Genomic DNA, 25,131 nt, shown 5'->3' with positions numbered 1-25,131 from the left:
GCAGACAGTGGGGTCGCCTTTTCTTTGGTTACTTTCTTTTGGCGAAGCAAAAGAAAGTGACTCGCCCGCCGGGGCGAATTCCCGGCTCCTGCCTCAGCAAGAGAAAGCCTCACCCATCGTGCTGAACCCAGGCCAACCTTTCCCCCTCGGCGCCATAGCAACCCAGACAGGCGTCAACTTCGCCCTGGCAGCACCAGCAGCCGAAAAGGTAGAACTCTGCCTCTTCGACCCCACAGGCACCCACGAACAGCAGCGACTCAAGCTCCCCGAGTTCACAGACGGCATCTGGCACGGCCAACTCCCCAGCGCCCGCCCCGGCCTCGTCTACGCCTACCGCGTCCACGGCCCCTGGTCCCCAAGCCAAGGCCACCGCTTCAACCCATCGAAGCTGTTGCTCGACCCCTACGCCCGCGAGATCGTCGGACGCTACGACGGCAGCGACCTCTTCCACGGCCACGCCGCCGCAGACCCGACGCAGCGCGACACACGGGACAACGCCAGCATCGCCCTCAAGGCCCGCGTGGTGCCCGCGCCAACCCATCCGAACCCAGGCCACGCCCGCATCCCCCCCACGGACCGCGTGATCTGCGAACTCCACGTCCGCGGCCACACGAAACTGCACCCCGCCGTCCCCGCCCCCCTGCGCGGCAGCTACGCCGCCCTCGCCGAGCCGGCCGTGCTCGACCACCTGCAGCGCCTGGGGGTCACCACGCTGAGCCTGATGCCGGTGCAGCACCGCGCCGACGAGGAACGGCTGCTCGCGATGGGCCTCACGAACTACTGGGGCTACAACACCATCGGCTGGTTCGCGCCCGAGGCGCGCTACTGGAGCGGCCGCCCCGGCACCACGCCGGCCAGCGAGTTCCGCGCGCTGGCCGACGCGGTGCATGCGCGCGGCATGGAACTCGTGATCGACGTGGTCTACAACCACAGCGCCGAGAGCGACGAGCTCGGCCCCACGCTGTCGCTGCGCGGCATCGACAACGCCCTCTACTACCACCTGCGCGCCGACGACCGCGCGCGCTACGAGAACTGGGCCGGCACGGGCAACTGCCTGAACCTCGGCGAGCCGCGCGTGCTGCAACTCGTGATGGACAGCCTGCGCTTCTGGGCCGGCGAGATGGGCGTGGACGGCTTCCGCTTCGACCTCGCGCCGGTGCTGGGCCGCGCCACGGCCACGGGCTTCGATCCGCGTGCACCCTTCTTCGCGGCCATCGCGCAGGACCCGCTGCTGTCGCGCACGCTGCTGATCGCCGAGCCCTGGGACATCGGGCCGGGCGGCTACCGGCTCGGCGAATTCCCGCCGGGATGGCTCGAATGGAACGACCGCTTTCGCGACACGCAGCGCGGCTTCTGGCTGCGCCAGGACCGCGAGGGGCGCGCCGGCCTCGGCGACTTCGCGCACCGCTTCACGGCCTCGAGCGCGCAGTTCGCGCACGACGGGCGCTCGCCCGCCGCGAGCGTGAACTTCGTGACCGCGCACGACGGCTTCACGCTGCGCGACCTGCTGAGCTACGACACGCGCCACAACGAGGCCAACGGCGAGAACAACCGCGACGGCCATGGCCACAACCTGAGCCACAACTGCGGCGTGGAAGGCCCGAGCGACGATCCCGCGGTACGGGCCGAACGGCTGCGGCTGCGGCGCGCGCTGCTGGCCGCGCTGATGCTGTCGCAGGGCACGCCGATGCTGCTGGCCGGCGACGAGATCGGCCACACGCAGCAGGGCAACAACAACGCCTACTGCCAGGACAACGAGACCACCTGGCTGCACTGGGTCGGCAGCACCGACCCGGCCGGCGAGCCGGCTCGGCTGAGCGCCTTCGTGGCGCGGCTGGCCGCGCTGCGGCGCGCGGCACCGGTGCTGCGCAGCACGCGCTGGTGGCCGGCCGATCCCGCGCCGGGCACGGCCGGCATCCGCTGGCTGCGCCCCGACGGCGCACCGATGCAGCCGCCGGACTGGGAAGGCGGCACGGCCCTTGCAATCCTGTTCGGCAGCCTGGAGGCAGGCACCGCCAAGGAGACACCGACATCGACCACCACCCCAGTGACACCGAAGGCAGCGCCGGCCTGGCTGCTGCTCGTGAACGCGGGCGCGCAGGCGCAGCCGTTCCGCCTGCCGCCCGGCGCCTGGCGCTGCGTCCTCGCCAGCGACCCCGCCATCGACCCGGGCCCCGAGCCCTCGGCCGTGAACGTTGCCGAGGTCGCGATACCGCCCTCGAGCCTCTGGATTGCAAGAACGTAGGAGCCTGCGCCGCGCAGCGGTGCTAGTGTGCAAGGGCCCGAGCGGGCACACGCACACACAGAAACTCTGACGACACACGAACGAACGAACGGAGACACAGGATGGATCACAAGACACCCGCGGCCGCCCCCGGCACGCCGCTGCAATCGCACCAGCTCGTGCGCCGCACCATCGCGCTGGTACTGGCCGGCGGACGCGGCTCCCGGCTCAAGCAGCTGACCGACCGGCGCGCCAAGCCGGCCGTGTATTTCGGCGGCAAGTTCCGCATCATCGATTTCGCGCTCTCCAACTGCCTCAACTCGGGCATCCGGCGCATGGCGGTGGTCACGCAGTACAAGTCGCATTCGCTGATGCGCCACCTGCAGCGCGGCTGGAGCTTCCTGCGCGCCGAGCTCAACGAGATGGTCGACGTGCTGCCCGCGCAGCAGCGCATGGGCGACGAGCACTGGTACCGCGGCACGGCCGACGCGGTCTACCAGAACCTCGACATCATCCAGACCCGCTCCACGCCGCACGACTACGTGGTGGTGCTCGCGGGCGACCACATCTACAAGATGGACTACTCGATCATGGTCAAGGACCATGCCGAGAGCGGCGCGGGCTGCACCGTGGGCTGCATCGAGGTGCCGCGCATGGAGGCCACGGCCTTCGGCGTGATGGCGATCGACGACAGCCGCCGCATCACCAGCTTCCTCGAGAAGCCGGCCGACCCGCCCGCGATGCCGGGCCACCCCGACGTGGCGCTGGCCAGCATGGGCATCTACGTGTTCGATTCGGCCTATCTCTACAAGCTGCTCGAGGAAGACAGCCGCGACCCGAACTCCAGCCACGACTTCGGCAAGGACATCATCCCGCGCGCGGTGGCCGAGGGCCGGGCGCTCGCGCATCCGTTCGGCATGTCCTGCGTCACGCGGGCCTCGCGCGGGCCGGGCGCCAAGGCCTACTGGCGCGACGTGGGCACGATTGATGCATTCTGGGCGGCGAACCTCGACCTCGCGTCGATCACCCCGGAGCTGGACATCTATGACACCGACTGGCCCATCTGGACCTACCAGCGGCAGCTGCCTCCGGCCAAGTTCGTGCTCGACCGCGACGGCCGCCACGGCATGACGGTCAACACCATCGTCTCGGGCGGCTGCATCGTCTCGGGCTCGCAGGTCAGCAGCTCGGTGCTGTTCTCGGGTGTGCGCATCCACTCGTTCTGCACCGTCCACGAGGCGGTGCTGCTGCCCGACGTGGAGGTCGGGCGCGGCTGCCGGCTCAGCCGCGTGGTGATCGACCGCGCCTGCGTGATCCCCGACGAGATGGTGATCGGCGAGGACGCCGAGGCCGATGCCGCGCGCTTCGAGCGCACCGAAACGGGCGTGGTGCTGGTCACGCGCGAAATGCTCAAGCGGCTGGCGGAGCGCTCCGCGGCGCCCACCGCCTGATGCCGCCGATGAGAGTCCTCCAGGTCAGCGCCGAACTCTTTCCCCTGCTCAAGACCGGCGGCCTGGCCGACGTCGCCGGCGCGCTGCCGCTCGCGCTGATGGCCGCGGGCCAGGACGCGCGCGTGCTGCTGCCGGGCTTCCCGGCCATCGTGGCGGGCGTGCGCGGGCTCGCGCCGGTCGCCGCTTTTTCGGCGCCCTGGGGCGAGCGCTTCGGGCTGCTGCAGGGGCGCATCGAGATCGACGGCGCGCCGCCGATCCCGGCCTACGTGGTCGATGCGCCCGCGCTGTTCGACCGGCCCGGCAATCCCTACGAAGACGCCGACCGCCAGCCCTACGGGGACAACCACCTGCGCTTCGCGCTGCTGGGCTGGGCCGCGGCCCAGCTCGCGCAGGGGCTCGATCCGACTTGGCAGCCCGAGGTGGTCCATGCGCACGACTGGCACGCGGGGCTCGCGCCGGCCTACATGGCCTTCGCGCGCGGCGCCGACGGGCCGCGCGTGGGCAGCGTCTTCACGGTCCACAACCTCGCCTACCAGGGCCTGTTCGCGCCCTGGCACTTCCCCGAGCTCGGCCTGCCCGCGCCCGCCTTCCAGATGAACGGGCTCGAATACCACGGCCAGCTCTCGTTCATGAAGGGTGGGCTCGCCTATGCCGACCGGCTCACCACCGTGAGCCCGACCTACGCGCGCGAGATCCAGACGCCCGACCAGGGCTGCGGCCTCGACGGCCTGCTGCGCCAGCGCGGCGGCGTGCTCGACGGCATCCTCAATGCGGTCGACGACCAGGTCTGGAACCCGGCCGCCGACCCGGCGCTGGTGCAGGGCTACCAGACGCCCGAGGGCCGCCACATGGCGGGCAAGGCGCGCTGCAAGTCCGTGCTGCAACACCAGCTCGGGCTGGCCGCGCGGCCCGACGCGCCGCTGTTCATCCTCGTGAGCCGGCTCACCGAGCAGAAGGGGCTGCGCCTGGTGCTGCAGGGCCTTGACGCGCTGCTCGCGCAGGGCGGCCAGCTCGCGCTGCTGGGCAGCGGCGAGGCCTGGCTGGAAGACGCGTTCCGCCAGCGCGCGGCCGCCGCGCCCGACGCGGTCAGCGTCACCATCGGCTACAACGAGACGCTCGCGCACCAGCTCTTCGGCGCGGGCGACGTGACCCTGGTGCCCTCGCTGTTCGAGCCCTGTGGCCTGACGCAGATGTACGGCCTCAAGTACGGCAGCCTGCCGCTGGTGCGCCGCGTCGGCGGGCTGGCCGACACGGTGGTCGACTGCTCGCTCGAGGACATGGCCAGCGGCGAGGCCACCGGCTTCGTGTTCGACCGTTTCGACTCCGCGGACTACGATCGCGCGGTGCGCCGCGCCTTCGCGCTCTACCAGCGCGCCCCCGACTGGCGGCGCGTGCGCGGCCATGCGATGCGGCGCCCCGCCGACTGGGCCACCGCGGCCGCGCAGTACGTGGCCGTGTACCGGCAGGCGCTGGCCGCGGCCCAGGCACCGACGCCCCTGCCTCACTGAAAAAGGCCCGGGGCATCCGTTCAACCCGCACACAAGACACACCCACCATGACGATCGAAGACTTCGCCTACGACCATCCCGACCGCGATGTCGCGGCCTTCAAGCGTGCCGTGGCCAACAAGCTGATCTACGCGGTCGGCAAGGACCCCGTGGCCGCGAGCCAGGACGACTGGCTCTATGCCACCGCGCTCGCGGTGCGCGACCAGCTGGTGGAGCGCTGGATGGCGACCACGCGCGCCAACTACGCGCAGGACCTCAAGCGCGTGTACTACCTGTCGATGGAGTTCCTGATCGGGCGCACCTTCACCAACGCGCTGCTCGCGGTCGACCTCCACGCCACCGTGCGCGACGCGCTGGCCGACTTCGGCGTCGACATGGAGGCGCTGTCCGAGCGCGAGCCCGACGCGGCGCTGGGCAACGGCGGCCTCGGCCGGCTCGCGGCCTGCTTCCTCGACTCGATGGCCACGCTCGGCGTGCCGGGCATGGGCTACGGCATCCGCTACGAGTACGGCATGTTCCGCCAGCGCATCGTCGACGGCCAGCAGGTGGAGACGCCCGACTACTGGCTCACGCGCGGCAATCCCTGGGAATTCAAGCGGCCCGAGGTCAACTACCGCGTGCGCTTCGGCGGCCGCGTGCAGAAGCGCGAGGGCACCAACGCGCCCTACGGCGCGGCCGACTGGGTCGACACCCACGACGTGCGCGCCGTGGCCTACGACACCATCATCCCCGGCTACGGCACGCAGGCCACCAACACGCTGCGCCTGTGGTCGGCGCGCGCCACCGAGGAGATCGACCTCTCGGCCTTCAACCGCGGCAACTACATGGCGGCGGTGGAGAGCAAGAACCACTCGGAGAACGTCTCGCGCGTGCTCTATCCCGACGACTCCACGCCCTCGGGCCGCGAGCTGCGGCTGCACCAGGAGTACTTCTTCTGCAGCGCCAGCGTGCAGGACCTGCTGCGGCGCTACCTGCGCAACCACACCAGCTTCGACCGGCTCTCGGAGAAGGTCAGCATCCACCTCAACGACACCCACCCGGTGCTCGCGGTGCCCGAGCTGATGCGCCTGCTGCTCGACGAGCACGGCCTGCCCTGGGACACGGCCTGGGCCCACACGCAGAAGGTGTTCAGCTACACCAACCACACGCTGATGCACGAGGCGCTCGAGACCTGGCCGGTCGAGATGCTCGGGCGCATCCTGCCGCGCCACCTGCAGATCATCTACGACATCAACGCGCGCTTCCTCGCCACCGTGACGCAGACGCACGGCAACGACGTCGAGCTGATGCGCCGCCTCTCGCTGGTCGACGAGGCCGGCGAGCGCCGCGTGCGCATGGCCTACGTGGCGGTGCTCGCGAGCCACTCGATCAACGGCGTGTCGGGGCTGCACTCGGAGCTGATGAAGCAGTCGATCTTCGCGGACTTCGCGAAGATCTTTCCCGAGCGCTTCAACAACAAGACCAACGGCGTCACGCCGCGGCGCTGGCTCGCGCAGGCCAACCCGCCGCTGGCCGCGCTGCTCGACCAGCGGCTGGGCAAGGGCTGGCGGCGCGACCTCTCGCAGCTCGAGGCGCTGCGGCCGATGGCGGCGCAGCCGCCCTTCGTGCGCGCCTTCCGCCACGCCAAGCGCGAGAACAAGCTGCGGCTGGCCAACTGGATCGAGCAGCACATGAACATCGTGGTCGACACCGACGCGATGTTCGACGTGCAGGTCAAGCGCATCCACGAGTACAAGCGCCAGCTGCTCAACGTGCTGCACGTGATCGCGCGCTACCACCGCATCCTCGACGCCCAGGCCGCGGGCGGCAGCGTCGACATCGTGCCGCGCGTGGTCGTGTTCGCGGGCAAGGCCGCCTCGGCCTACGTGATGGCCAAGCAGGTGATCCGGCTGATCAACGACGTGGCCGCGACCATCAACGCCGACGCGCGCGTGGGCAAGCTGCTGAAGGTGGTGTTCCTGCCCAACTACAGCGTGAGCCTGGCCGAGATCATCATGCCGGCGGCCGACCTGTCGGAGCAGATCTCCACCGCCGGCACCGAGGCCTCGGGCACCGGCAACATGAAGTTCGCGCTCAACGGCGCGCTGACCATCGGCACGCTCGACGGCGCCAACGTCGAGATGCGCGAGAACGTCGGGCCCGAGAACATCTTCATCTTCGGCAACACCACGCCCGAGGTGGCCGAGATCCGCGCGCGCGGCTACCAGCCGCGCGACATCTACGACGGGAACGAGGAGCTGCGGCGCGTGCTCGACGCGATCCGCGACGGCGCCTTCTCACCGGCCGAACCCGCGCGCTACCAGGGCATCTACGACGCGCTCGTGAACTGGGGCGACCACTACCTGCTGCTGGCGGACTATGCGAGCTACGTCGCGAAGCAGGCCGAGGTCGATGCGCTCTACCGCGACGCCGATGCCTGGACGCGCACCGCGATCCTCAACGTGGCGGGCATGGGCGCCTTCTCGTCGGACCGCACGATCGCCCAGTACGCGCACGACATCTGGCAGACCAAGCCGGTGGTGCTGGGCTGAGCCCGGCGCCGGGCGGCTTCAGCGCGGCGTCGTCGGCGGCGGCGCCTCGGTGACGAAGCCGATGCGGCTCAGGCCCGCCTTGTTGGCGATGCCCATCAGCGCCACCACGCGGCCGTAGGGCACGGTCTGGTCGGCGCGCAGCTGGACCTCGGTGTCCTTGCTGTCGGCGGCGGCCTTCTCGAGGCGGGTCGCGAGTTCCTCGTCGGTCACGGGCTGGTCGTTGAGGAAGGCCTTGCCCGCCGGGTCGACCGACAGGCTCACGAACTTCGGCGTGTCGTTGGGCTGGCCGGCATCGGTCTGCGGCAGGTCGAGCTTGATCGAGCTGGCCATCAGCGGCGCCGTGATGATGAAGATCACCAGCAGCACCAGCATCACGTCGACCAGCGGCGTGACGTTGATGTCGGACAGCGGCCGCTGGCCGCCGGCACCGGTGGCACGGCCGCCGCCGGCGGAGCTGCTGCCGAGCGAGGTGCGTCCGAAGGCCATGGGGGCGAAGCGGTTCAGACCGGCATCGGCCGCGCGGGCGGCGGCGCGGCCGGCACGGCCGCGGGCGCTTCGCCGAAGCTGCCGAGCAGGTCGTGGGCGAAGCCTTCGAGCTCGGCCTCGACGCGGCCGATGACGCGGCCGAAGACGTTGTAGGCCAGCACGGCCGGGATCGCCACCGCGAGGCCGAAGGCGGTCATCACGAGCGCCTCGCCGACCGGTCCGGCCACCTTGTCGATGGTGAAGCCGCCGGCCTGGCCCGCGATGCCCACGAGCGCGCCGTAGATGCCCCAGACCGTGCCGAGCAGGCCGACGAAGGGCGCCGTGGCGCCGACCGTGGCGAGCAGGATCTGCCCGGCCTGCAGCCGGCGCAGAGCACCGTGCAGCGCCTCGCGCAGCACGCGCGTGAGGCGCTGGTTGCGGTCGCCCGCGGCGCCGAGGGTGGCGGCATCACGGTCCTGCGTGGCCACGGCCTGGCGCAGCGCCGCGACCGTGGGCAGCACCAGCGCCGAACGGTCGAAGGCCTGCAGCCGCTGTTCGGCTTCCGAGAGGCTGGTCGACTGCCAGAAGGCCGCGATGCTGCGCAGCACGTCGCGCGTGCCGCCGCGCAGCAGCCAGCCCTTCCAGAGGATCACGACCCAGCTCGAAATCGACATCGCGAGCAGCAGCGCGGCCACCGAGCGGCTGACGCCGTCGCCGTGGGTCAGCAGTTCGAGGACGCTCATCGTCGGGGATGGCGGAGGAAGGCCGGGCTCAGCGCAGGCCGAGCACGTCGAACATGTCGAACAGGCCGGCGCGCTGGTCGGTCAGGAAGCGCACCGCGCGCAGGCTGCCCTGCGCGTAGTTGGCGCGGCTCGAGGACTTGTGGGCGATCTCGATGCGCTCGCCGGTGCCGGCGAACAGCACCGTGTGGTCGCCGACGATGTCGCCGCCGCGCACGGTGGCGAAGCCGATGGTCGACGGGTCGCGCTCGCCGGTCACGCCTTCGCGACCGTAGACCGCGCATTCCTTGAGGTCGCGGCCCAGCGCGTCGGCGATCACCTCGCCCATCTTGAGCGCGGTGCCCGAGGGGGCGTCGATCTTGTGGCGGTGGTGGGCTTCGACGATCTCGATGTCGTAGCCGGTGGACAGCGCCTTGGCCGCCATTTCGAGCAGCTTGAAGGTGACGTTGACGCCCACGCTCATGTTGGGCGCCATGACGATCGCGATGTCCTTGGCGATCTCGGCGATCTCGGCCTTCTGCGCGTCGCTGAAGCCGGTGGTGCCGATCACGGCCTGCACGCCGAGTTCGCGGCAGACGGCCAGGTGCGCCATCGTGCCCTCGGGGCGGGTGAAGTCGATCAGCACCTGGGCGTCCTGCAGGCCCGCGCGCAGGTCGGCGGCGATGGCCACGCCGCTGGCGAAGCCGAGGAAGGCGCCCGCGTCGCTGCCGATGGCGGGGCTGGCGGCCACGTCGAGCGCGCCGGCCAGGCGGCAGTCGGGGGTGTTGCGAACCGCCTCGATCAGCATGCGGCCCATGCGGCCCGACGCGCCGGCGACGGCAACCCGGCGCGCGGCCGGCGTGGAGGAGGTGGTGGTGTTGGAGTCGGTCACGCGGATTCGGGCTTGCTTGCCGTCGGAGGACGGTAGGGACGATGGGTGGGGAAACCGCGCCGCCCCGCCAAGCCAGGTTCGGCGCGCCGGCCGGGCGCCGCTTTTAGCGCGCGGCCTCGAGCGGCGGGTAGGCGGCCGGCAGCGGGGGCAGCGTGGCGGGCGCCTTGCTCTCGGTGTCGGTGGCTTTCCGGTCGCCCTTGGGGTCGAACTTCTTGAGTTCTTCTTCGGTGGCCTCGAGCGGCGGCACCTTGCCGGTCTTCTTGCGGGTGTCGAGCGTGGCGACGAATTCTTCCTCGCTCGGCATCTCGCCGCCTTCCCAGCGCTCGAGCTGCTCGCCGTTGAAGAAGACGGTGAAGCGGCGTTCCTGCGGCTCCACGCCCTGGCGCCGGATCGTGAAGACGTAGTCCCAGCGGTTCGAATGGAAGATGTCGGTGAGCAGCGAGGTGCCGAGGATCTCGCGCACCTGCTGGCGCGACATGCCCGTCTTGAGCGCCGCGACCTGTTCCTTGGACACGAAGTTGCCCTGGACCACCTCGACCTTGTAGGGGGTGACGGCCGACAGCGCGCCACGCGAGCGCTCGCTGAAACCGCTGCAGGCACCGAGGCCCAGGGTGACGGCAACGGCCGCAGCCAGCAGCCAGGGACGGCGTTGGAAAATGGCAGGCATTGGGGGAAAAGGGGGTAGCGATATGATCGGCCATTGTAGCGGCTGGCCCCTCCGGGGCCTTTGGCTGCCCAGGGCGCAGGAACCATCATGGCCAACATCGACGAACTCAAGAACACCGGCCTCAAGGCCACCCTGCCGCGGCTGAAGATTCTGGAAATCTTCCAGACCGGCGGCCAACGCCACATGACCGCCGAGGACGTGTTCCGGGTGCTGCTCAACGAGCATTCCGACATCGGCCTGGCCACCGTCTACCGCGTGCTCACCCAGTTCGAGCAGGCCGGCATCCTCGAGCGCAGCCATTTCGAGAGCGGCAAGGCCGTCTACGAACTCAACGAAGGCACGCACCACGACCACCTGATCTGCACCGCCTGCGGCAAGGTCGAGGAGTTCTACGACGCCGAGATCGAGCGCCGCCAGCAGCTGGTGGCCAAGGACAAGGGCTGGATCCTGCAGGACCACGCCATGTCGCTCTACGGCTTGTGCGGCGACTGCGTCAAGAAGCGCTGAGCTAGTCCGCGTCGCGCGCGCTTTCCATCGCCTTGTGGTGGCGCGCCACGAAATCGGCATAGGTGTCGATGCCGCGCAGCTGCAGGATCGAATTGCGCACCGCGGCCTCGACCAGCACGGCGATGTTGCGACCCGCCACCACCTGGATGATGACCTTGCGCACCGGGATGCCCAGCACGTCCTGCGTGAGCGGGGTCGAGGGCATGCGCTCGTAGTCGCGCTCGAAGCTGTCGCGCCGCACCAGGTGCACGATGAGCTTGAGCCGCATCTTCCGCCGCACCGCCGTCTCGCCGAAGATCGCGCGGATGTCGAGCAGGCCGATGCCGCGCACCTCGAGCAGGTTGAGCAGCAGGTCGGGACAGCGGCCCTCGATGGTGTTCTGGTTGATGCGGTAGAGATCGACCGCGTCGTCGGCCACCAGGCCGTTGCCGCGCGAGATCAGCTCGAGGCCGAGTTCGCTCTTCCCGAGGCCCGACTCGCCCGTGATCATCACGCCCATGCCCAGGATGTCCATGAACACGCCGTGCATCGAGGTGCGCTCGGCGAAATGCTTGGACAGGTAGGCGCGCAGCAGGTCGATCACGAAGGCCGAGGATTCGCGCGTGGCGAACAGCGGCAGCTGGGCGCGCTCGCAGATCGACAGCAGCTCGTCGGGCGCGGCCTGGCCGTCGGCCAGCACCAGCATCGGCGGCTCGAGCGTGACGATGCGGGCGATGCGCCGCGCGGTGTCCTCGGGGCTGCCGCGCGTCAGGTAGGCGACCTCGCGCGCGCCGAGGATCTGCACGCGGTACGGGTGGATGTAGTTGAGGTAGCCGACCAGGTCGGCGGCCGACTGGGCGCGGCTGATGACCTCGGGATCGAACTGGCGTTCGGACGCGCCGAGTCCCGCGAGCCATTCCCAGCGCAGCGAGCCGCGGAACTCCTCGAACATGGCATCGGCGCTGATGACGGTCGGCTTCATGCGTTCAGGGCGCGGCGCGCGGCACCGCTTCGGAAGTGAGGGGGACGGGAAGAAGGGCAGCGCAGCTTAGCAGCAGCCACGCCCCGCGAGCCATGGGCTCAGGCGACTTGCGTGGAGTGCCAGCCGGCGATCAGGCCGTGCAGCGCGGCCGCGTCGGTGCTCGACTTGATCTGCTCGCGCAGGCCGGCGTCGCTCAGCAGCTCGGCGATCTCGGACAGGATTTCGAGGTGCTTCTGCGTCGCGGCTTCGGGCACCAGCAGGAAGATCAGCAGGCCGACCGGCTGCTCGTCGGGGGCATCGAAGCCGATCGGGTTCGCAAGCTGGAACACCGCGGCCATCGGGGCCTTGAGGCCCTTGATGCGGCCATGCGGAATGGCGACGCCATGACCGAGGCCGGTGGAGCCGAGGCGCTCGCGCGCGAAGAGGCTGTCGGTGATCAGGGCGCGGCCCAGCCCGTGAAGGCTTTCGAACAGCAAGCCGGCTTCCTCGAAAGCACGCTTCTTGCTGGTGGCGTCAACGCTCACAAGCACTTGAGCGGGCGGCAGGATGGACGCGAGACGATTCATGGTGGGTCAGAGCGGGGGCGATTATGCACCTGCTTGGTAAAAACCCCCACTCCGCTTATCTACTTTCTGGTTACATGTTGCCCGCAGGCCTCGCTTCCCTCGACAGAGGCCCTTCAAACCCTTGATGGGCAGTCGGAAAAGCCCATGAAAAAGCCGCCCGGAGGCGGCTTCGAGAGTCTCCGGCGCGACAGCCGGAGATCCGCTGGGTCTTACATCAGGCGCTTGGGCGCGCTGTGGTGATGGTCCTGCAGGCGGTCCTTGTGGCGCACCACCTGGCGGTCGAGCTTGTCGACCAGTTCATCGACCGCGGCATAGAGATCAGCGTGGCTCGACTCCGCGAACATGTCATTGCCCTTGACGTGGATGTTGCACTCGGCCCGTTGCCGGCGTTCCTTTTCCTTCTGCTTTTCCACCGTGAGGATCACCTTCACATCGACCACCTGGTCGAAATGTCGGGTGATCCGGTCCAGCTTGCTCGTGACGTAGGTGCGCAAGGCAGGGGTGACGTCGAGGTGATGACCGCTGATCGTCAAATTCATGAATGACCTCCTGGAATTGACGGTTGGGGAAATGACCATCGCTGCGGATACAGCGCGGCCGGCGAAAACGGTTGTGGGGTGGGAGAAGAAAGGGGGAGAGGGGGAAGAGAGAGGGGTGCGGGAGAGGAGAAGGTCGATTCACTATGCCCAAGCTGTCACGGTATTGCAATACCGGGGGATGCCCGGATGACGCACCGGCGGACCGCGTCGCATGCTCAGCTATTTCTTCCATAGCAGGCCCCAGCGGCCCCGCAAGCTGCGGGCCGCGTTGCGAAGCCTCGCTGCCGCGCCCATCTTTCGCGGCCACCCGCGCATGACCCTGCTGAAGAAAGGGCCGGGCTTGCTCAGCGCCAGGCGGCGCGCATCCGGTTGCGCAGGTCGATCACCGCGGCCGGCGGCGGCACTGCCGGCGCACGCGGCGGCGGGGGCGGCCAGGTCTGGGCCTCGAAGCGCGCGAGGTCGGCATCGGGAATGAAGCGGCTGCGGTTGGCATAGAGATGCCGATCGCCGCGCGCGGCCTGCTGCGGGATGTAGAAGCGCTGCGGCACCAGCAGGTGCAGGTGGTCGCGGGCCCGAGTCATGGCCACGTAGAGCAGGCGCCGCTCCTCCTCGAGTTCCTGCGCGCTCTGCGCCACGTCGGCCGGCATGCAGCCATCGACCACGTTGAGCACGTGGACCGAATTCCACTCCTGGCCCTTGGCCGAATGGATGGTCGAGAGGATCAGGTAGTCCTCGTCGAGCAGCGGCGGCCCCGGCCGGTCGCTGGTGGCCTCGGGCGGATCGAGCGTGAGCTCGGTGAGGAAGCGTTCGCGCGAGGCGTAGCCCGAGGCCATGTGCACCAGTTGCTCGACGTCGCCGCGGCGCGTGCCCGCGGTGTCATCGTAGAGCCGCTCGAGGTGCGGCAGGTACCAGTCCATCGCGATGCCCACGTCGGCCGGCCAGGCCAGCGATGGCGCGCGCAGCGCGGCATAAGCCTCGGCGAAGGCGGCCCATTCGGCGCGCGCGGCGCTCGGCGGCACGAAGTCGCGCAGCGCGACGGCCGGATCGGCCGCCTGATCCATCGCGTCGAGCAGCTTCGCGCTGGTGGCCGGCCCGATGCCCGGGATCAGCTGCGTGACGCGAAAGCCCGCCATGCGCCCGCGCGGGTTCTGCGCGAAGCGCAGCACCGCGAGCAGGTCCTTCACGTGCGAGGCCTCGAGGAATTTGAGCCCGCCGTACTTCACGAACGGGATGTTGCGGCGCGCCAGCTCGAGCTCGAGCGGCGCGCTGTGGCTCGAGGTGCGGAACAGCACCGCCTGCGACTTGAGCGCGAGCCCGCCCTCGCGGTGCGCGAGCACCTTGTCGGCCACCCAGCAGGCCTGCTGCGATTCGTCGGGCACGCGCACGATCTGCGGCCGCCCGGCCGAGGGCTTGTCGGTCCACAGCGTCTTGGCATGGCGCTCGGCCGCATGCGCGATGCACGCGTTCGACACGTCGAGGATCGGCTGGGTGGAGCGGTAGTTGCGCTCCAGCGTGACCACGCGCGCCGGCCGCGAGAACTGCGTGGGGAAGTCGAGGATGTTGCGCACCGTCGCGCCGCGGAACGAGTAGATCGACTGCGCGTCGTCGCCCACCACGGTCACGCCCCGGCCATCGGGCTTGAGCGCAAGCAGGATCGCGGCCTGCAGCAGGTTGGTGTCCTGGTACTCGTCGACCAGCACGTGGTCGAAGCGCGCGCCCAGGTGCTGCGCCAGCGTGGGCTCCTCCATCATGCCGGCCCAGTAGAGCAGCAGGTCGTCGTAGTCGAGCACGTTCTGCTGCTGCTTGGCCTCGACGTAGGCGCCGAACAGCTGCTGCAGCTCGACGCCCCATTCGGCGCACCACGGGAAGGACTGCCTGAGCACCGACTCGAGCGGCGCGCGCGTGTTCACGCAGCGCGAATAGATCGACAGGCAGGTGCCCTTGTGCGGAAAGCGGCGCGCACTCGACGAGAAGCCGAGTTCGTGCCGCGCCAGCCCCATCAGGTCCTCGGCGTCGCCGCGGTCGTGGATGGTGAAGTTGTCGTCCAGCCCGATCTGCGCGGCGTACTCGCGCAGCAGCCGCGCGCCGATGCCGTGGAAGGTGCCGGCCCAGGGCAGCGCGGGCGCGGTGTGGGCCTGCAGACCCAGCACGCGCGCGAGCACCTGGCCGGCGCGCTGCGCCATTTCCTGCGCGGCACGGCGCGAGAAGGTCAAAAGCAGCAGGCGCTGCGGATCGACCCCGCGCGCGATCAGGTGTGCCACCCGGTGCGCCAGCGTGCTGGTCTTGCCCGAGCCGGCGCCGGCGATGACGAGCAAGGGCCCTGCATCGGCCGCGTCCGGCGCGCCACCGGCCAGCGCCTCCACCCCGTGCTCGACAGCCGCGCGCTGCTCGTCGTTGAGGCTGGCGAGGGCGGCCGCGAGGCGCTCGGCCTGGGTCGCCGGCGGGCTGGAAAAAACGGGGGACACGGCGCTCGGCATGGGCGCCACTCTACTGGATGTTCGTCCAGTCCAGCCAACTCTGCGCTCATTCGCCGATGACATAATCGCGCCTCGCTGCAACTGGAGACCGCATCGTGGAAACCGCCCCGTCTCGGCAGCTTTCAACTCCCGGCTGAGTCAGGCCGACCGGGTCCGGGATTTGAAAGCGCCCCCCTTTCTCGCCCCCCGCCCGTCCGCCCCATCGCCCCAGCCATTTCACGGGAGTGAGCCATGCTCAATATCTTCACGCTCGCCAACGGCCGCCTCGTCCAGGAAGAGATCGAGGCCCTCGAGGAGCTCTCCCGCTTCCAGCCGATCTGGGTCGACCTCGAATCGCCCACGCTCGAGGAGAAGCGCTGGATCAAGCAGTACTACGGCCTCTCGATCCCCGAGGACGCGATGGACGAGGACATCGAGGAATCGGCGCGCTTCTATGAAGAGGACAACGGCGAACTCCACATCCGCAGCGACTTCCTGATCGACGACGACGAAGCCCCGCGCGCGGTGCGCGTCGCCTTCATCCTCAACCAGCACAACACCGACCTGCGCAGCCGCGGCGTGCTGTTCTCGATCCACGACGAGGACGTGCCCGTGTTCCGCCTGCTGCGCATGCGCGCGCGTCGCGCACCGGGGCTGATCGAGGACGCGAAGGAAGTGATGCTCAAGCTCTTCGACGCCGACGCCGAGTACTCGGCCGACTCGCTCGAGAACATCTACGACGAGCTCGAGGCCGCCAGCAAGAAGGTGCTCTCGGGCAACGTCAGCGACGAGCTCGCGGGCGAGGTGCTGGGCGCCATCGCGCGCCAGGAAGACCTGAACGGGCGCATCCGCCGCAACGTGATGGACACGCGCCGCGCGGTCAGCTTCATGATGCGCAGCAAGATGCTCAATGCCGAGCAGTTCGAGGAAGCGCGGCAGATCCTGCGCGACATCGAGTCGCTCGACAACCACACGGCCTTCCTGTTCGACAAGATCAACTTCCTGATGGATGCGACCGTCGGTTTCATCAACATCAACCAGAACAAGACGATCAAGATCTTCTCGGTGGCCAGCGTCGCGCTGCTGCCGCCGACCCTGATCGCGAGCATCTACGGCATGAACTTCAAGTTCATGCCTGAGCTCGACTGGGCCATGGGCTATCCCTACGCCATCGTGCTGATGGCCGCGAGCGCGCTGGTGCCGATGTGGTACTTCCGCCGGCGCGGCTGGCTCAAGTAGAAGGCTGGGCGGCGAGCCAGGCGCCGACCAGCGCGAGGCTGTAGCGGCTCGCGACCTCGGCGACGAAGCGTGCGAAGTCGCCATGGGCTTCGTCGTCGGCACGGTCCGAGATCGTGCGCATCGCGGCGAAGGGCACGCCGTAGTCGTGGCACACCTGCGCCACCGCGGCGCCTTCCATCTCCACCGCCAGCGCATCGGGCAGCGCGCGGCGCAGCGCCTCGCTTTCGGCCGCGGTCGCGACGAAGCGGTCGCCACTGATCAGCAGGCCGCGATGCACGGTCGGCGAACGCAGGCCGAATTCATCGACGGCGCCCTGCCCCACCAGGGTCACGGGATCGCGCAAGGTCTGCTCGGCCACGGCCGCCAGCGCATCGCCGATCGCCGCATCGGCCTTGAAACGCGAGATCCCCATCAAGGGCACCTCGTGCTTCGGAAAGAGCGGCGAGGCATCCATGTCGTGCTGCAGCAGCTCGGTCGCCACGACCACGTCGCCGACCTCGACGCCCGGCGCGAGCCCGCCCGCCACACCGCTGAAGACGATGGCGCGCACGCCGAAGCGCTCGAGCAGCAGCGTGGCCGTCACCGCCGCGGCGACCTTGCCGATGCGCGACAGCACCGCGACCACGGGCTGGCCCTGCAGGTGGCCGACCCAGAAGTCGCGGCCCGCGACGCGCACGCGTTGCTCGTCGGGCATCAGCGCAAGGAGCGCCTTGAGCTCCTCGTGCATCGCCGAGACGATCGCGATGGGTGCGGTGGCGCCCACCGCTTACTTGATGTCCACGCCGTAGAAGGTGTGGCGGCCGAAGGGGCTGAGCTTGAAGTCGATCACTTCCTTGCGCACCGGCTTGAGCTGCACCGCGTGCGCGATGGTGAACCACGGCGCCTGCTCCTTGAAGATGACTTGCGCCTTCTTGTAGAGCGCGTCGCGGTCGGCCTGCTTGGTCGCGCTCTTGGCCTTGACCACGATGTCCTCGTAGGGCTGGTAGCAGAACTTCGAGATGTTGCTGCCGCTCGCCGACTTGGCCGAGGCGCAGCCCAACAGCGTGTAGAGGAAGTTGTCGGGGTCGCCGTTGTCGCCGGTCCAGCCCAGCATGCCCATCTGGTGCTCGCCGGCCTGCAGCCGCTTGCGGTACTCGCCCCATTCGAAGCTCTTGATCTCGGCCTTGACGTTGATCTTGGCGAGGTCGGCCTGCATCAACTCGGCGATGCGCTTGGCGTTCGGGTTGTAGGGCCGCTGCACCGGCATGGCCCACAGGTCGGTCGAGAAGCCGTCGGGGAAGCCGGCCTGCGCCAGCAGCTTCTTCGCGGCTTCGGGATCGTAGGGGTCGTCCTTCACCGCATCGTTGTAGGACCACATGGTCGGCGGGATCGGGTTCTTCGCGGCCACGCCGGTCGAGAGGTAGACGCCGTCGATGATCGCCTTCTTGTTGATCGCCATGTTGATGGCCTTGCGCACGCGCACGTCGTCGAAGGGCTTCTTGGTCGTGTTGTACGAGAGGTAGCCGACGTTCAGGCCCGGCTGCTCGAGCACCTGCACGTTCGGGTCCTTGCGGATCGCATCGAGGTCGGCCGGGTTCGGGTACGGCATGACGTGGCATTCGCCCTTCTGCAGCTTGGCCCAGCGCACCGAGGCATCGGGCGTGATCGCGAACACCAGGTCGTCGATCTTGGCCTTGCCGCCCCAGTACTGCGGGAAGGCCTTGAAGCGGATGACCGCGTCCTTCTGGTACTGCACGAGGTAGAACGGGCCGGTGCCGATCGGGTCCTGGTCGACCTTCTCGGGCGTGCCGGCCTTGAGCATCGCGATCGCGTACTCCTTCGACTGGATGCCCGCGTACTGCATCGCGAGGTTGGCGAGGAACGGCGCCTCGGCCTGGTTGAGCGTGATCTTCACCGTGTAGTCGTCGATGCGGTCCACCGACTTCAGCAGCTTGGGCATGCCCATGTCGTTGAAGTAGGAGTGGTTCTGGCTCGTGACCTTGAAGAAGGGATCGCTCTCCTTCCACTGGCGGTCGATCATGAAGATGAAGTCGTCGGCGTTGAAGTCGCGCGTGGGCTTGAAGCTCTTGCTCGTGGTGTGCCACTTCACGCCCTTGCGCAGGTGGAAGGTGTAGACCGTGCCGTCGGCCGAGATGTCCCACTTCTCGGCCAGGCCCGGCACGACCTTGGTGCCGCCGCGCTCGAACTCGACGATGGTGTTGTAGACCTGCGTGGTCACGTCGAACGAGGTGCCGGTGGTGTTCATGCCCGGATAGAAGTTCTCGGGGCTGCCCTCGGAGCAGTAGACCAGCGTCTTGGCCGACACCGCGCCGCAGGCCAGGGTCAGCGCCGCGATCGCCACGGGTGCCAGCAGCGCCAGCCGTCGTGCGCGGCGCGGGAGGAAGGAACGGTTCGTCATGGGAACTCCTTGAGACACGGGTTGGAGAAAACGGAAAGCGGGTTTCAGGGATTCATCGCGACGGGCGCGACGAACGGCGGTGCCGACGGCAGGTCGGCGCGCACCACCGGCGCGCCTTCGAGAAAGCGCTCGGCGTAGTGGCAGGCGACGCGACGCTGGTCGAGCTCGCGCAGCACGGGCCGCTCGTCGCGGCAGCGCTGCGTGACATGCGGGCAGCGCGTGCTGAAGACGCAGCCCGGCGGCGGCGACAGCGGCGACGGCAGCTCGCCCTTGAGCACGATGCGCTGGCTGCTGAGGCCCGGCGTGGAGGCCAGCAGCGCCTGCGTGTAGGGATGCAGCGGGCGCTCGAAGATGCGCGCCTTCGGGCCCTGCTCCACCGCGTGGCCGAGATACATCACGAGCACGTCGTGCGCGATGTGGCGCACCACGCCGAGGTCGTGCGAGATGAACAGGTAGGCCAGGCCGAGCTCGGCCTGCAGGTCGGCCAGCAGGTTCAGCACCTGGGCCTGGATCGACACGTCGAGCGCCGACACCGGCTCGTCGGCCACCACCAGCCGCGGCTCGAGCATCAGCGCGCGCGCGATCGCGATGCGCTGGCGCTGACCACCCGAAAACATGTGCGGATAGCGGTTGGCATGCTCGGGCCGCAGGCCCACGCGCGCGAGCATCTCGCGCGCCTTGGCGGCACGCTCGGACTTGCCGAGCGTGGTGTTGATCGCGAGCGGATCCTCGAGCACCGCCGCGACCTTCTTGCGCGGATTGAGCGAGCCGTAGGGGTTCTGGAACACCAGCTGCACGGCCTGGCGCAGTTCGCGACGCCGCTCGGACGGCGGGTTCACGGCATCGTGGCCGACCAGCGTGAGCTGGCCCGCCGTCGGCTTCTCGATCAGCGCGACCATGCGCGCGAGCGTCGATTTGCCGCAGCCCGATTCGCCGACCACCGCGAGCGTGCGGCCACGCTCGAGCCGGAACGAGATGTCGCCCACCGCGCGCAGTTGCGCGTTCGGGCGGAACAGGCCGCGGCGCACCTCGTAGATGCGCTGCAGGTTCTTCGCCTCGACCACGATTTCCGCGGCGCTCACGATGCGGCCTCCTCGACGCGCGGCAGGCGCGGCCGGTCGCGCTCGATCGCGGCCATGCGCCCCGGTTCGCCGAGCGGGAAGTGGCAGCGCACCTGCGCGCCGGGCAGTGCCTCGACGCCGCGCAGGGCCGGGCGCACCTGGCAGGCGCGCGTCGTCACGTAGCCGCAGCGCGGCGCGAACAGGCAACCCGCGGGCCGGTCGTGCACGCCGGGCACCACGCCCGCGATGGTGGCGAGCCGGCCGTAGGGCGGCGCGCGCTCGGGCAGCGCGGCCAGGAGCGCCTCGGTGTAGGGATGCTGCGGCGTCGCGAACAGCCGGTCCACGCGCTGCTGCTCCATCACCTGGCCCGCATACATCACGGCGATGCGCTGCGCCATCTCGCTGACCACGCCCATGTTGTGCGTGATCAGCACCAGCGCCATGCCGCGCTCCTTCTGCAGGTCGCGCAGCAGGTCGAGGATCTGCGCCTGGATCGTGACGTCGAGCGCGGTGGTCGGCTCGTCGGCGATCAAGAGGCGCGGGTTGCAGGCGATCGCCATCGCGATCATCACGCGCTGGTTCATGCCGCCCGAGAGCTGGTGCGGATAGCTCGAGAGGCGCGACGACGCGGCCGGGATGCCGACCTGCTCGAGCAACTCGGTGGCGCGCTTCTTCGCCGCGCGCCGGTCGAGCCCGAGATGCAGGCGCAGCGTCTCCATCAACTGGAAGCCGATGGTGAAGCAGGGGTTGAGGCTGGTGGTGGGCTCCTGGAAGATCATCGCGACCTCCTTGCCCACCAGCGCGCGGCGCGCCTTGTCGGAGATGCCGAGCAGGTCGCGGCCCGCGAAGCGCATGTGGTCGGCGCGCACGCGGCCCGGGAAGCCGATCAGCCCCATCAGCGCCATCATGGTCACGCTCTTGCCCGAGCCCGACTCGCCGACGATGCCGAGCACCTCGCCCTCCTCGAGCGAGAGGCTCACGCCGTCGACCGCATGCATCACGCCGCCCTGGGTCGGGAATTCGACGTGCAGATCCTGGATGTCGAGCAAAGGCATCGATGCGTTCCCTTGCTTCAGCGCTTGAGCTTCGGATCGAGCGCGTCGCGCAGACCGTCGCCCAGCAGGTTGAAGGCCAGCACCGCCGCGAGGATCGCGAGGCCGGGAAAGGTCACGACCCACCAGGCGCGCAGCACGAACTCGCGCGCATCGGCCAGCATGGTGCCCCACTCGGGCGAGGGCGGCTGCGCGCCGAGGCCGAGGAAGCCGAGCGCTGCCGCGTCGAGGATGGCGGTGGAGATGCCCAGCGAGGCCTGCACGATCAGCGGCGCCGCGCAGTTGGGCAGCACCTCGCGGAACATCAGGCGCAGGGTGCCGGCGCCGCTGACGCGCGCCGCGGTCACGTAGTCGCGCGAGACCTCGGCGATGACGGCCGCGCGCGTGATGCGCACGTAGTGCGGCAGCACGACGATGGCCACGGCGAGCATCGCGTTGATGAGGCCGGGCCCGAGGATGGCCACGATCACGATCGCGAGCAGCAGGCTCGGCAGCGTGAGGATGATGTCCATCAGCCGCATGATCGCGATCTCGAGCACGCCGCGGAAGAAGCCCGCGACCAGGCCGAGCACCACGCCCACCACCACCGAGATCGCGACCACCGCGACGCCGATCGACAGCGACAGGCGCGCGCCGTACATCAGGCGCGAGAGGATGTCGCGGCCGATGGCATCGGTGCCCAGCAGGTAGGTGAGCGAGCCGCCCTGCTGCCAGGCCGGCGGCTGCAGGAACACGGCGCTGTTGGTCTGGTTGGGCGCATGCGGCGCGATCCACGGCGCGAGCAGCGCGACCAGCAGCAGCACGACGATGGTCACGAGGCCGATCACCGCGCCGCGGTTGGCGGAGAACGCACTCCAGAATTCGCGCCAGGGTCCGGGCGGCGTCGAGGCGGCGGGGGCCGCGTTCGCGAGGGTGTGGGTCGATGCCATGGATTCAGCGCCGGATGCGGGGGTTGATGACGCCGTAGGTCAGGTCGACCAGCAGGTTGACCAGCATCACGATGGCGCCGAGCAGCAGCATGCCGCCCTGCAGCACCGGATAGTCGCGCCGGCCGATGGCCTCGATCAGCCACTTGCCGACGCCGGGCCACGAGAAGATGGTCTCGGTGAGGATGGCGCCGGTGAACAGCACGCCCACCTGCAGCCCGATCACCGTGACGACCGGGATCAGCGCATTGCGCAGCGCATGCAGGCCCACCACGCGAAAGCGCGACAGGCCCTTGGCGCGCGCGGTGCGGATGTAGTCCTCGCCGAGCACCTCGAGCATGGCCGAGCGCGTCATGCGCGCGATCACCGCCAGCGGCACCGTGCCCAGCACCACGGCAGGCAGCACGAGGTGATGCAGCGCCGACCAGAAGGCATCGATCTCGCCGGCGCGCAGTGCGTCGAGCAGCAGGAAGCCGGTGTCGGGCTCGACGTAGTACTGCACCGCGATGCGGCCCGAGACCGGCGTCCAGCCGAGCTGCACCGAGAAGAAGAGGATGAGCAGCAGGCCCCACCAGAAGATCGGCATCGAGTAGCCGGTGAGCGAGGTGGCCATCACGCCATGGTCGAAGATCGAGTTGCGCCGCACCGCCGCGAGGATGCCCGCCGGCAGGCCCAGCACGAGCGCGAACACGATCGCGCAGACCCCGAGTTCGATGGTCGCGGGAAAGAGCGCGAGGAACTCGTTCATCACCGATTCCTGCGTGATCAGCGACTTGCCGAGGTCGCCGTGCAGCACGCGCGCGATGTAGATGCCGTACTGCACGATCACCGGCTTGTCGAGGCCGTAGGCCGTGAGCAGCTCGGCGTGGCGCGCGGGGTCGATCCCGCGCTCGCCGGCCATGGTCTCGATGGGGTCGCCCGGCACCAGCCGGATGAGGAAGAAGGCAAGCAGCGTCATGCCGAAGAAGGTCGGCACCAGCAAGCTCACGCGCGTGAGTAGGAAGCGAAACATCGACCCGCAATATGCAAGATCGATGCCGCGGCCCCACCCGGGCCGAACCCTTACTTTTTGGCGTCGCGCAACTCTCTGCGCAGGATCTTTCCGACCGGTGTCTTCGGCAAGTCAGTGCGAAACTCTACGATTCGCGGTTGCTTGTAACCCGTAAGGTTTGCTCTGCAGTATTCGCGCACCTGCGCCTCGGTGAGCGACTCGTCCTTCTTCACGATCACGAGCTTCACGGCCTCGCCGGTCTTCTCGTCGTTCACGCCCACGGCCGCGCATTCGAGCACGCCCGGAATCTGTGCGACCACGTCCTCGATCTCGTTCGGGTACACGTTGAAGCCCGACACCAGGATCATGTCCTTCTTGCGATCGACCACCTTGAAGTAGCCGCGTTCGTCGACCACGCCGATGTCGCCGCTCTTGAAATAGCCGTCGCTGGTCATGACCTTCGCGGTCTCGTCGGGGCGCTGCCAGTAGCCGGCCATCACCTGCGGTCCCTTGATCGCGATCTCGCCGGGCTCGCCGAGCGGCACCTCGTTGCCGTTGTCGTCGAGCAGCTTGAGCCAGGTGCTCGGCAGCGGCACGCCGATGGTGCCGGTGTAGGCCTTGCTGTCGGTCGGGTTGCAGGTGGTCGAGGGCGAGGTCTCGGACAGGCCGTAGCCTTCGCAGATCGGGCAGCCGGTCTTCTCGAGCCAGAGCTTCGCGACCGCGGCCTGCACCGCCATGCCGCCGCCCACCGAGACCTTGAGGTTGGACCAGTCGACGGTGTTGAAATCGGGATGGTTGGCCAGGCCGTTGAACAGCGTGTTGACCGCGGGGAAGCTGTGGATCGTGTGCTTCGACAGTTCCTTGAGCACCGCGGGCAGGTCGCGCGGATTCGGGATCAGGATCAGCTTGCCGCCCGTGCGCATGCTCAGCATCATGCCGACCGTGAACGCGAAGATGTGATACAGCGGCAGCGCGCACACGCTCGTGGGTTGCTGGCCCGCGGGCACCTTGCGCATCACCGGCTCGTTCCAGGCCTCGGACTGCAGCACGTTGGCGATCACGTTGCGATGCAGCAGCACCGCGCCCTTCGACACGCCCGTGGTGCCGCCGGTGTACTGCAGCACCGCGACGTCGTCGGCGCCGATGGCCGGCGGCTGCAGCTTGCGGCCCGCGCCCTGGTCGAGCGCATCGTTGAAGCGCACCGCGCCCGGCAGGTTGAAGGCCGGCACCAGCTTCTTGACGTTGCGCACCACGTAGTTGACGAGCGCGCCCTTGAGGAAGCCGAGCCGGTCGCCCATCGAGGCCAGCACGATGTGCTTGATCGGCGTGGCCGCGATGCACTGCTGCAGCGTGACGCCGAAGTTCTCCATGATGACGATCGCCTTCGCACCCGAGTCCTTGAGCTGGTGCTCGAGCTCGCGCGGCGTGTACAGCGGATTCACGTTCACGAGGATCAGGCCCGCGCGCAGGATGGCGGCCACCGCGATCGGGTACTGCGGGCAGTTGGGCATCATGGCCGCGACGCGGTCGCCCTTGACGAGGCCCAGGCCCTGCAGGTAGGCCGCGAAGGCCTTGCTGAGCTTGTCGGTCTCGGCATAGCTCACGTCCTTGCCCATGAAGCTGTAGGCCGTGCGGTCGGCGTACTTCGAGAAGCTCTCTTCCATGAGACCGACCAGCGAGGCGTACTGCGATGGGTCGATGTCGGCAGGCACGCCTTGCGGGTAACTGCTGAGCCAGGGACGATCGGTCATGGATGTGTCTCCTCCGGAGTCGGATTGGGATGAAAACGAAAACGGCGCCTGAGCGGCGCCGTAAGGGTTTGCCCGCAGAGCGCGGGCCGGGACGGAACCTCGGCCTATTCGATGGCCTTGCCCATATCTTCCACTACTTTTTTAGCATCACCAAAGACCATCATGGTCTTGTCCATGTAGAACAGCTCGTTGTCCAGGCCCGCGTAGCCCGCGGCCATGGAGCGCTT

Annotated in this window: 22 protein-coding genes; 6 read left to right on the top strand and 16 right to left on the bottom strand. The window is 69.0% G+C overall.

Annotated elements, in window-relative coordinates:
* Positions 1-118 precede the first annotated feature (118 nt).
* The 4 genes from glgX to AC07RV_RS45295 all read left to right on the top strand — a co-directional run bounded on the left by glgX (position 119) and on the right by AC07RV_RS45295 (position 7,714).
* Entirely contained in the window at positions 119-2,245 is a 2,127-nt protein-coding gene (gene glgX, locus AC07RV_RS45310; RefSeq protein WP_296775235.1) for a glycogen debranching protein GlgX, read from the top strand.
* Positions 2,246-2,346: 101 nt separating this feature from the next.
* On the top strand, positions 2,347-3,675 hold the full coding sequence (gene glgC / locus AC07RV_RS45305; protein WP_296775233.1) for a glucose-1-phosphate adenylyltransferase: 1,329 nt from the start codon (positions 2,347-2,349) through the stop codon (positions 3,673-3,675).
* An 8-nt stretch (positions 3,676-3,683) separates the two neighbouring features.
* Positions 3,684-5,183 (top strand): glycogen synthase GlgA, encoded by a 1,500-nt coding sequence (gene glgA, locus AC07RV_RS45300; RefSeq protein WP_296775230.1) that lies wholly within the window; start codon positions 3,684-3,686, stop codon positions 5,181-5,183.
* Between the two features lie 47 nt (positions 5,184-5,230).
* Complete coding sequence (locus tag AC07RV_RS45295) at positions 5,231-7,714, top strand: glycogen/starch/alpha-glucan phosphorylase (protein ID WP_093350509.1); 2,484 nt, start codon at positions 5,231-5,233, stop codon at positions 7,712-7,714.
* A gap of 18 nt (positions 7,715-7,732) precedes the next feature.
* Here the strand turns inward: AC07RV_RS45295 and AC07RV_RS45290 are convergent, their stop codons facing one another.
* The 4 genes from AC07RV_RS45290 to AC07RV_RS45275 all read right to left on the bottom strand — a co-directional run bounded on the left by AC07RV_RS45290 (position 7,733) and on the right by AC07RV_RS45275 (position 10,457).
* On the bottom strand, positions 7,733-8,200 hold the full coding sequence (locus AC07RV_RS45290) for an ExbD/TolR family protein (RefSeq protein WP_296775226.1): 468 nt from the start codon (positions 8,198-8,200) through the stop codon (positions 7,733-7,735).
* Between the two features lie 14 nt (positions 8,201-8,214).
* Positions 8,215-8,922: a MotA/TolQ/ExbB proton channel family protein gene (locus tag AC07RV_RS45285; RefSeq protein ID WP_296775223.1), complete on the bottom strand. Its 708-nt coding sequence runs from the start codon at positions 8,920-8,922 to the stop codon at positions 8,215-8,217.
* Positions 8,923-8,950: 28 nt separating this feature from the next.
* Positions 8,951-9,790, bottom strand: coding sequence for a 4-hydroxy-tetrahydrodipicolinate reductase (dapB, locus tag AC07RV_RS45280; RefSeq protein ID WP_444852699.1), 840 nt, complete (start codon positions 9,788-9,790; stop codon positions 8,951-8,953).
* Between the two features lie 103 nt (positions 9,791-9,893).
* On the bottom strand, positions 9,894-10,457 hold the full coding sequence (locus tag AC07RV_RS45275) for an outer membrane protein assembly factor BamE (RefSeq protein ID WP_093350499.1): 564 nt from the start codon (positions 10,455-10,457) through the stop codon (positions 9,894-9,896).
* Positions 10,458-10,544: 87 nt separating this feature from the next.
* Here AC07RV_RS45275 and fur point away from each other — a divergent pair, with 87 nt between their 5' ends.
* Positions 10,545-10,964, top strand: coding sequence for a ferric iron uptake transcriptional regulator (gene fur, locus AC07RV_RS45270; RefSeq protein ID WP_057593829.1), 420 nt, complete (start codon positions 10,545-10,547; stop codon positions 10,962-10,964).
* 1 nt (position 10,965) lies between these two features.
* Here fur and hprK read toward each other — a convergent pair whose 3' ends face one another.
* From hprK to AC07RV_RS45250, 4 genes are all read right to left on the bottom strand, one after another.
* Entirely contained in the window at positions 10,966-11,925 is a 960-nt protein-coding gene (hprK, locus tag AC07RV_RS45265; RefSeq protein WP_057593828.1) for an HPr(Ser) kinase/phosphatase, read from the bottom strand.
* A 98-nt stretch (positions 11,926-12,023) separates the two neighbouring features.
* Positions 12,024-12,491 (bottom strand): PTS sugar transporter subunit IIA, encoded by a 468-nt coding sequence (locus AC07RV_RS45260; RefSeq protein WP_057593827.1) that lies wholly within the window; start codon positions 12,489-12,491, stop codon positions 12,024-12,026.
* 209 nt (positions 12,492-12,700) lie between these two features.
* Entirely contained in the window at positions 12,701-13,030 is a 330-nt protein-coding gene (hpf, locus tag AC07RV_RS45255; protein ID WP_093246312.1) for a ribosome hibernation-promoting factor, HPF/YfiA family, read from the bottom strand.
* A 344-nt stretch (positions 13,031-13,374) separates the two neighbouring features.
* Positions 13,375-15,507: an ATP-dependent helicase gene (locus tag AC07RV_RS45250; RefSeq protein ID WP_296775216.1), complete on the bottom strand. Its 2,133-nt coding sequence runs from the start codon at positions 15,505-15,507 to the stop codon at positions 13,375-13,377.
* A gap of 231 nt (positions 15,508-15,738) precedes the next feature.
* Between AC07RV_RS45250 and corA the strand changes: the two genes are divergently transcribed.
* On the top strand, positions 15,739-16,725 hold the full coding sequence (gene corA / locus AC07RV_RS45245) for a magnesium/cobalt transporter CorA (RefSeq protein WP_057593823.1): 987 nt from the start codon (positions 15,739-15,741) through the stop codon (positions 16,723-16,725).
* Here corA and AC07RV_RS45240 read toward each other — a convergent pair.
* The 8 genes from AC07RV_RS45240 to AC07RV_RS45205 form a co-directional block, all read right to left on the bottom strand.
* On the bottom strand, positions 16,718-17,452 hold the full coding sequence (locus AC07RV_RS45240; protein ID WP_444852701.1) for a 5'-methylthioadenosine/adenosylhomocysteine nucleosidase: 735 nt from the start codon (positions 17,450-17,452) through the stop codon (positions 16,718-16,720). The two genes, corA and AC07RV_RS45240, sit on opposite strands and share 8 nt — an antisense overlap.
* A 39-nt stretch (positions 17,453-17,491) precedes the next feature.
* Entirely contained in the window at positions 17,492-19,123 is a 1,632-nt protein-coding gene (locus tag AC07RV_RS45235) for an ABC transporter substrate-binding protein (protein ID WP_093350493.1), read from the bottom strand.
* A 44-nt stretch (positions 19,124-19,167) separates the two neighbouring features.
* A complete protein-coding gene (locus AC07RV_RS45230) occupies positions 19,168-20,205 on the bottom strand; it encodes a dipeptide ABC transporter ATP-binding protein (RefSeq protein ID WP_296775204.1) in 1,038 nt (345 codons plus the stop codon).
* On the bottom strand, positions 20,202-21,239 hold the full coding sequence (locus AC07RV_RS45225; protein WP_296775201.1) for an ABC transporter ATP-binding protein: 1,038 nt from the start codon (positions 21,237-21,239) through the stop codon (positions 20,202-20,204). The genes AC07RV_RS45230 and AC07RV_RS45225 overlap by 4 nt, the downstream gene beginning before the upstream one ends.
* 17 nt (positions 21,240-21,256) lie before the next feature.
* Positions 21,257-22,165 (bottom strand): ABC transporter permease subunit, encoded by a 909-nt coding sequence (locus AC07RV_RS45220; RefSeq protein WP_093350484.1) that lies wholly within the window; start codon positions 22,163-22,165, stop codon positions 21,257-21,259.
* Positions 22,166-22,169: 4 nt separating this feature from the next.
* Positions 22,170-23,174, bottom strand: a complete 1,005-nt coding sequence (locus tag AC07RV_RS45215; protein ID WP_093350481.1) for an ABC transporter permease subunit — start codon at positions 23,172-23,174, stop codon at positions 22,170-22,172.
* A gap of 50 nt (positions 23,175-23,224) precedes the next feature.
* Complete coding sequence (locus tag AC07RV_RS45210) at positions 23,225-24,904, bottom strand: long-chain-fatty-acid--CoA ligase (protein WP_296775195.1); 1,680 nt, start codon at positions 24,902-24,904, stop codon at positions 23,225-23,227.
* A gap of 104 nt (positions 24,905-25,008) precedes the next feature.
* Positions 25,009-25,131, bottom strand: a 123-nt coding sequence (locus AC07RV_RS45205; RefSeq protein WP_492716550.1) for an NAD(P)(+) transhydrogenase (Re/Si-specific) subunit beta, incomplete at its 5' end; no start/stop codon positions are given.

Source organism: Variovorax sp. GW821-FHT09B01 (assembly GCF_059418345.1).
Note: the sequence above shows the minus strand (reverse complement) of the source record. Positions and strands in the feature narration are given on the sequence as shown.

What these genes read in the sequence shown, in the direction of transcription:
- glgC (WP_296775233.1), top strand. Translation starts at nt 2,347, where the DNA reads ATGGATCACAAGACACCCGCGGCCGCCCCCGGCACGCCGCTGCAATCG.
- glgA (WP_296775230.1), top strand. Translation starts at nt 3,684, where the DNA reads ATGAGAGTCCTCCAGGTCAGCGCCGAACTCTTTCCCCTGCTCAAGACC.
- AC07RV_RS45295 (WP_093350509.1), top strand. Translation starts at nt 5,231, where the DNA reads ATGACGATCGAAGACTTCGCCTACGACCATCCCGACCGCGATGTCGCG.
- AC07RV_RS45290 (WP_296775226.1), bottom strand. Translation starts at nt 8,200, where the DNA reads ATGGCCTTCGGACGCACCTCGCTCGGCAGCAGCTCCGCCGGCGGCGGC.
- AC07RV_RS45285 (WP_296775223.1), bottom strand. Translation starts at nt 8,922, where the DNA reads ATGAGCGTCCTCGAACTGCTGACCCACGGCGACGGCGTCAGCCGCTCG.
- AC07RV_RS45275 (WP_093350499.1), bottom strand. Translation starts at nt 10,457, where the DNA reads ATGCCTGCCATTTTCCAACGCCGTCCCTGGCTGCTGGCTGCGGCCGTT.
- fur (WP_057593829.1), top strand. Translation starts at nt 10,545, where the DNA reads ATGGCCAACATCGACGAACTCAAGAACACCGGCCTCAAGGCCACCCTG.
- hprK (WP_057593828.1), bottom strand. Translation starts at nt 11,925, where the DNA reads ATGAAGCCGACCGTCATCAGCGCCGATGCCATGTTCGAGGAGTTCCGC.
- AC07RV_RS45260 (WP_057593827.1), bottom strand. Translation starts at nt 12,491, where the DNA reads ATGAATCGTCTCGCGTCCATCCTGCCGCCCGCTCAAGTGCTTGTGAGC.
- hpf (WP_093246312.1), bottom strand. Translation starts at nt 13,030, where the DNA reads ATGAATTTGACGATCAGCGGTCATCACCTCGACGTCACCCCTGCCTTG.
- AC07RV_RS45250 (WP_296775216.1), bottom strand. Translation starts at nt 15,507, where the DNA reads ATGCCGAGCGCCGTGTCCCCCGTTTTTTCCAGCCCGCCGGCGACCCAG.
- corA (WP_057593823.1), top strand. Translation starts at nt 15,739, where the DNA reads ATGCTCAATATCTTCACGCTCGCCAACGGCCGCCTCGTCCAGGAAGAG.
- AC07RV_RS45240 (WP_444852701.1), bottom strand. Translation starts at nt 17,452, where the DNA reads ATGCACGAGGAGCTCAAGGCGCTCCTTGCGCTGATGCCCGACGAGCAA.
- AC07RV_RS45235 (WP_093350493.1), bottom strand. Translation starts at nt 19,123, where the DNA reads ATGACGAACCGTTCCTTCCTCCCGCGCCGCGCACGACGGCTGGCGCTG.
- AC07RV_RS45225 (WP_296775201.1), bottom strand. Translation starts at nt 21,239, where the DNA reads ATGCCTTTGCTCGACATCCAGGATCTGCACGTCGAATTCCCGACCCAG.
- AC07RV_RS45220 (WP_093350484.1), bottom strand. Translation starts at nt 22,165, where the DNA reads ATGGCATCGACCCACACCCTCGCGAACGCGGCCCCCGCCGCCTCGACG.
- AC07RV_RS45215 (WP_093350481.1), bottom strand. Translation starts at nt 23,174, where the DNA reads ATGTTTCGCTTCCTACTCACGCGCGTGAGCTTGCTGGTGCCGACCTTC.
- AC07RV_RS45210 (WP_296775195.1), bottom strand. Translation starts at nt 24,904, where the DNA reads ATGACCGATCGTCCCTGGCTCAGCAGTTACCCGCAAGGCGTGCCTGCC.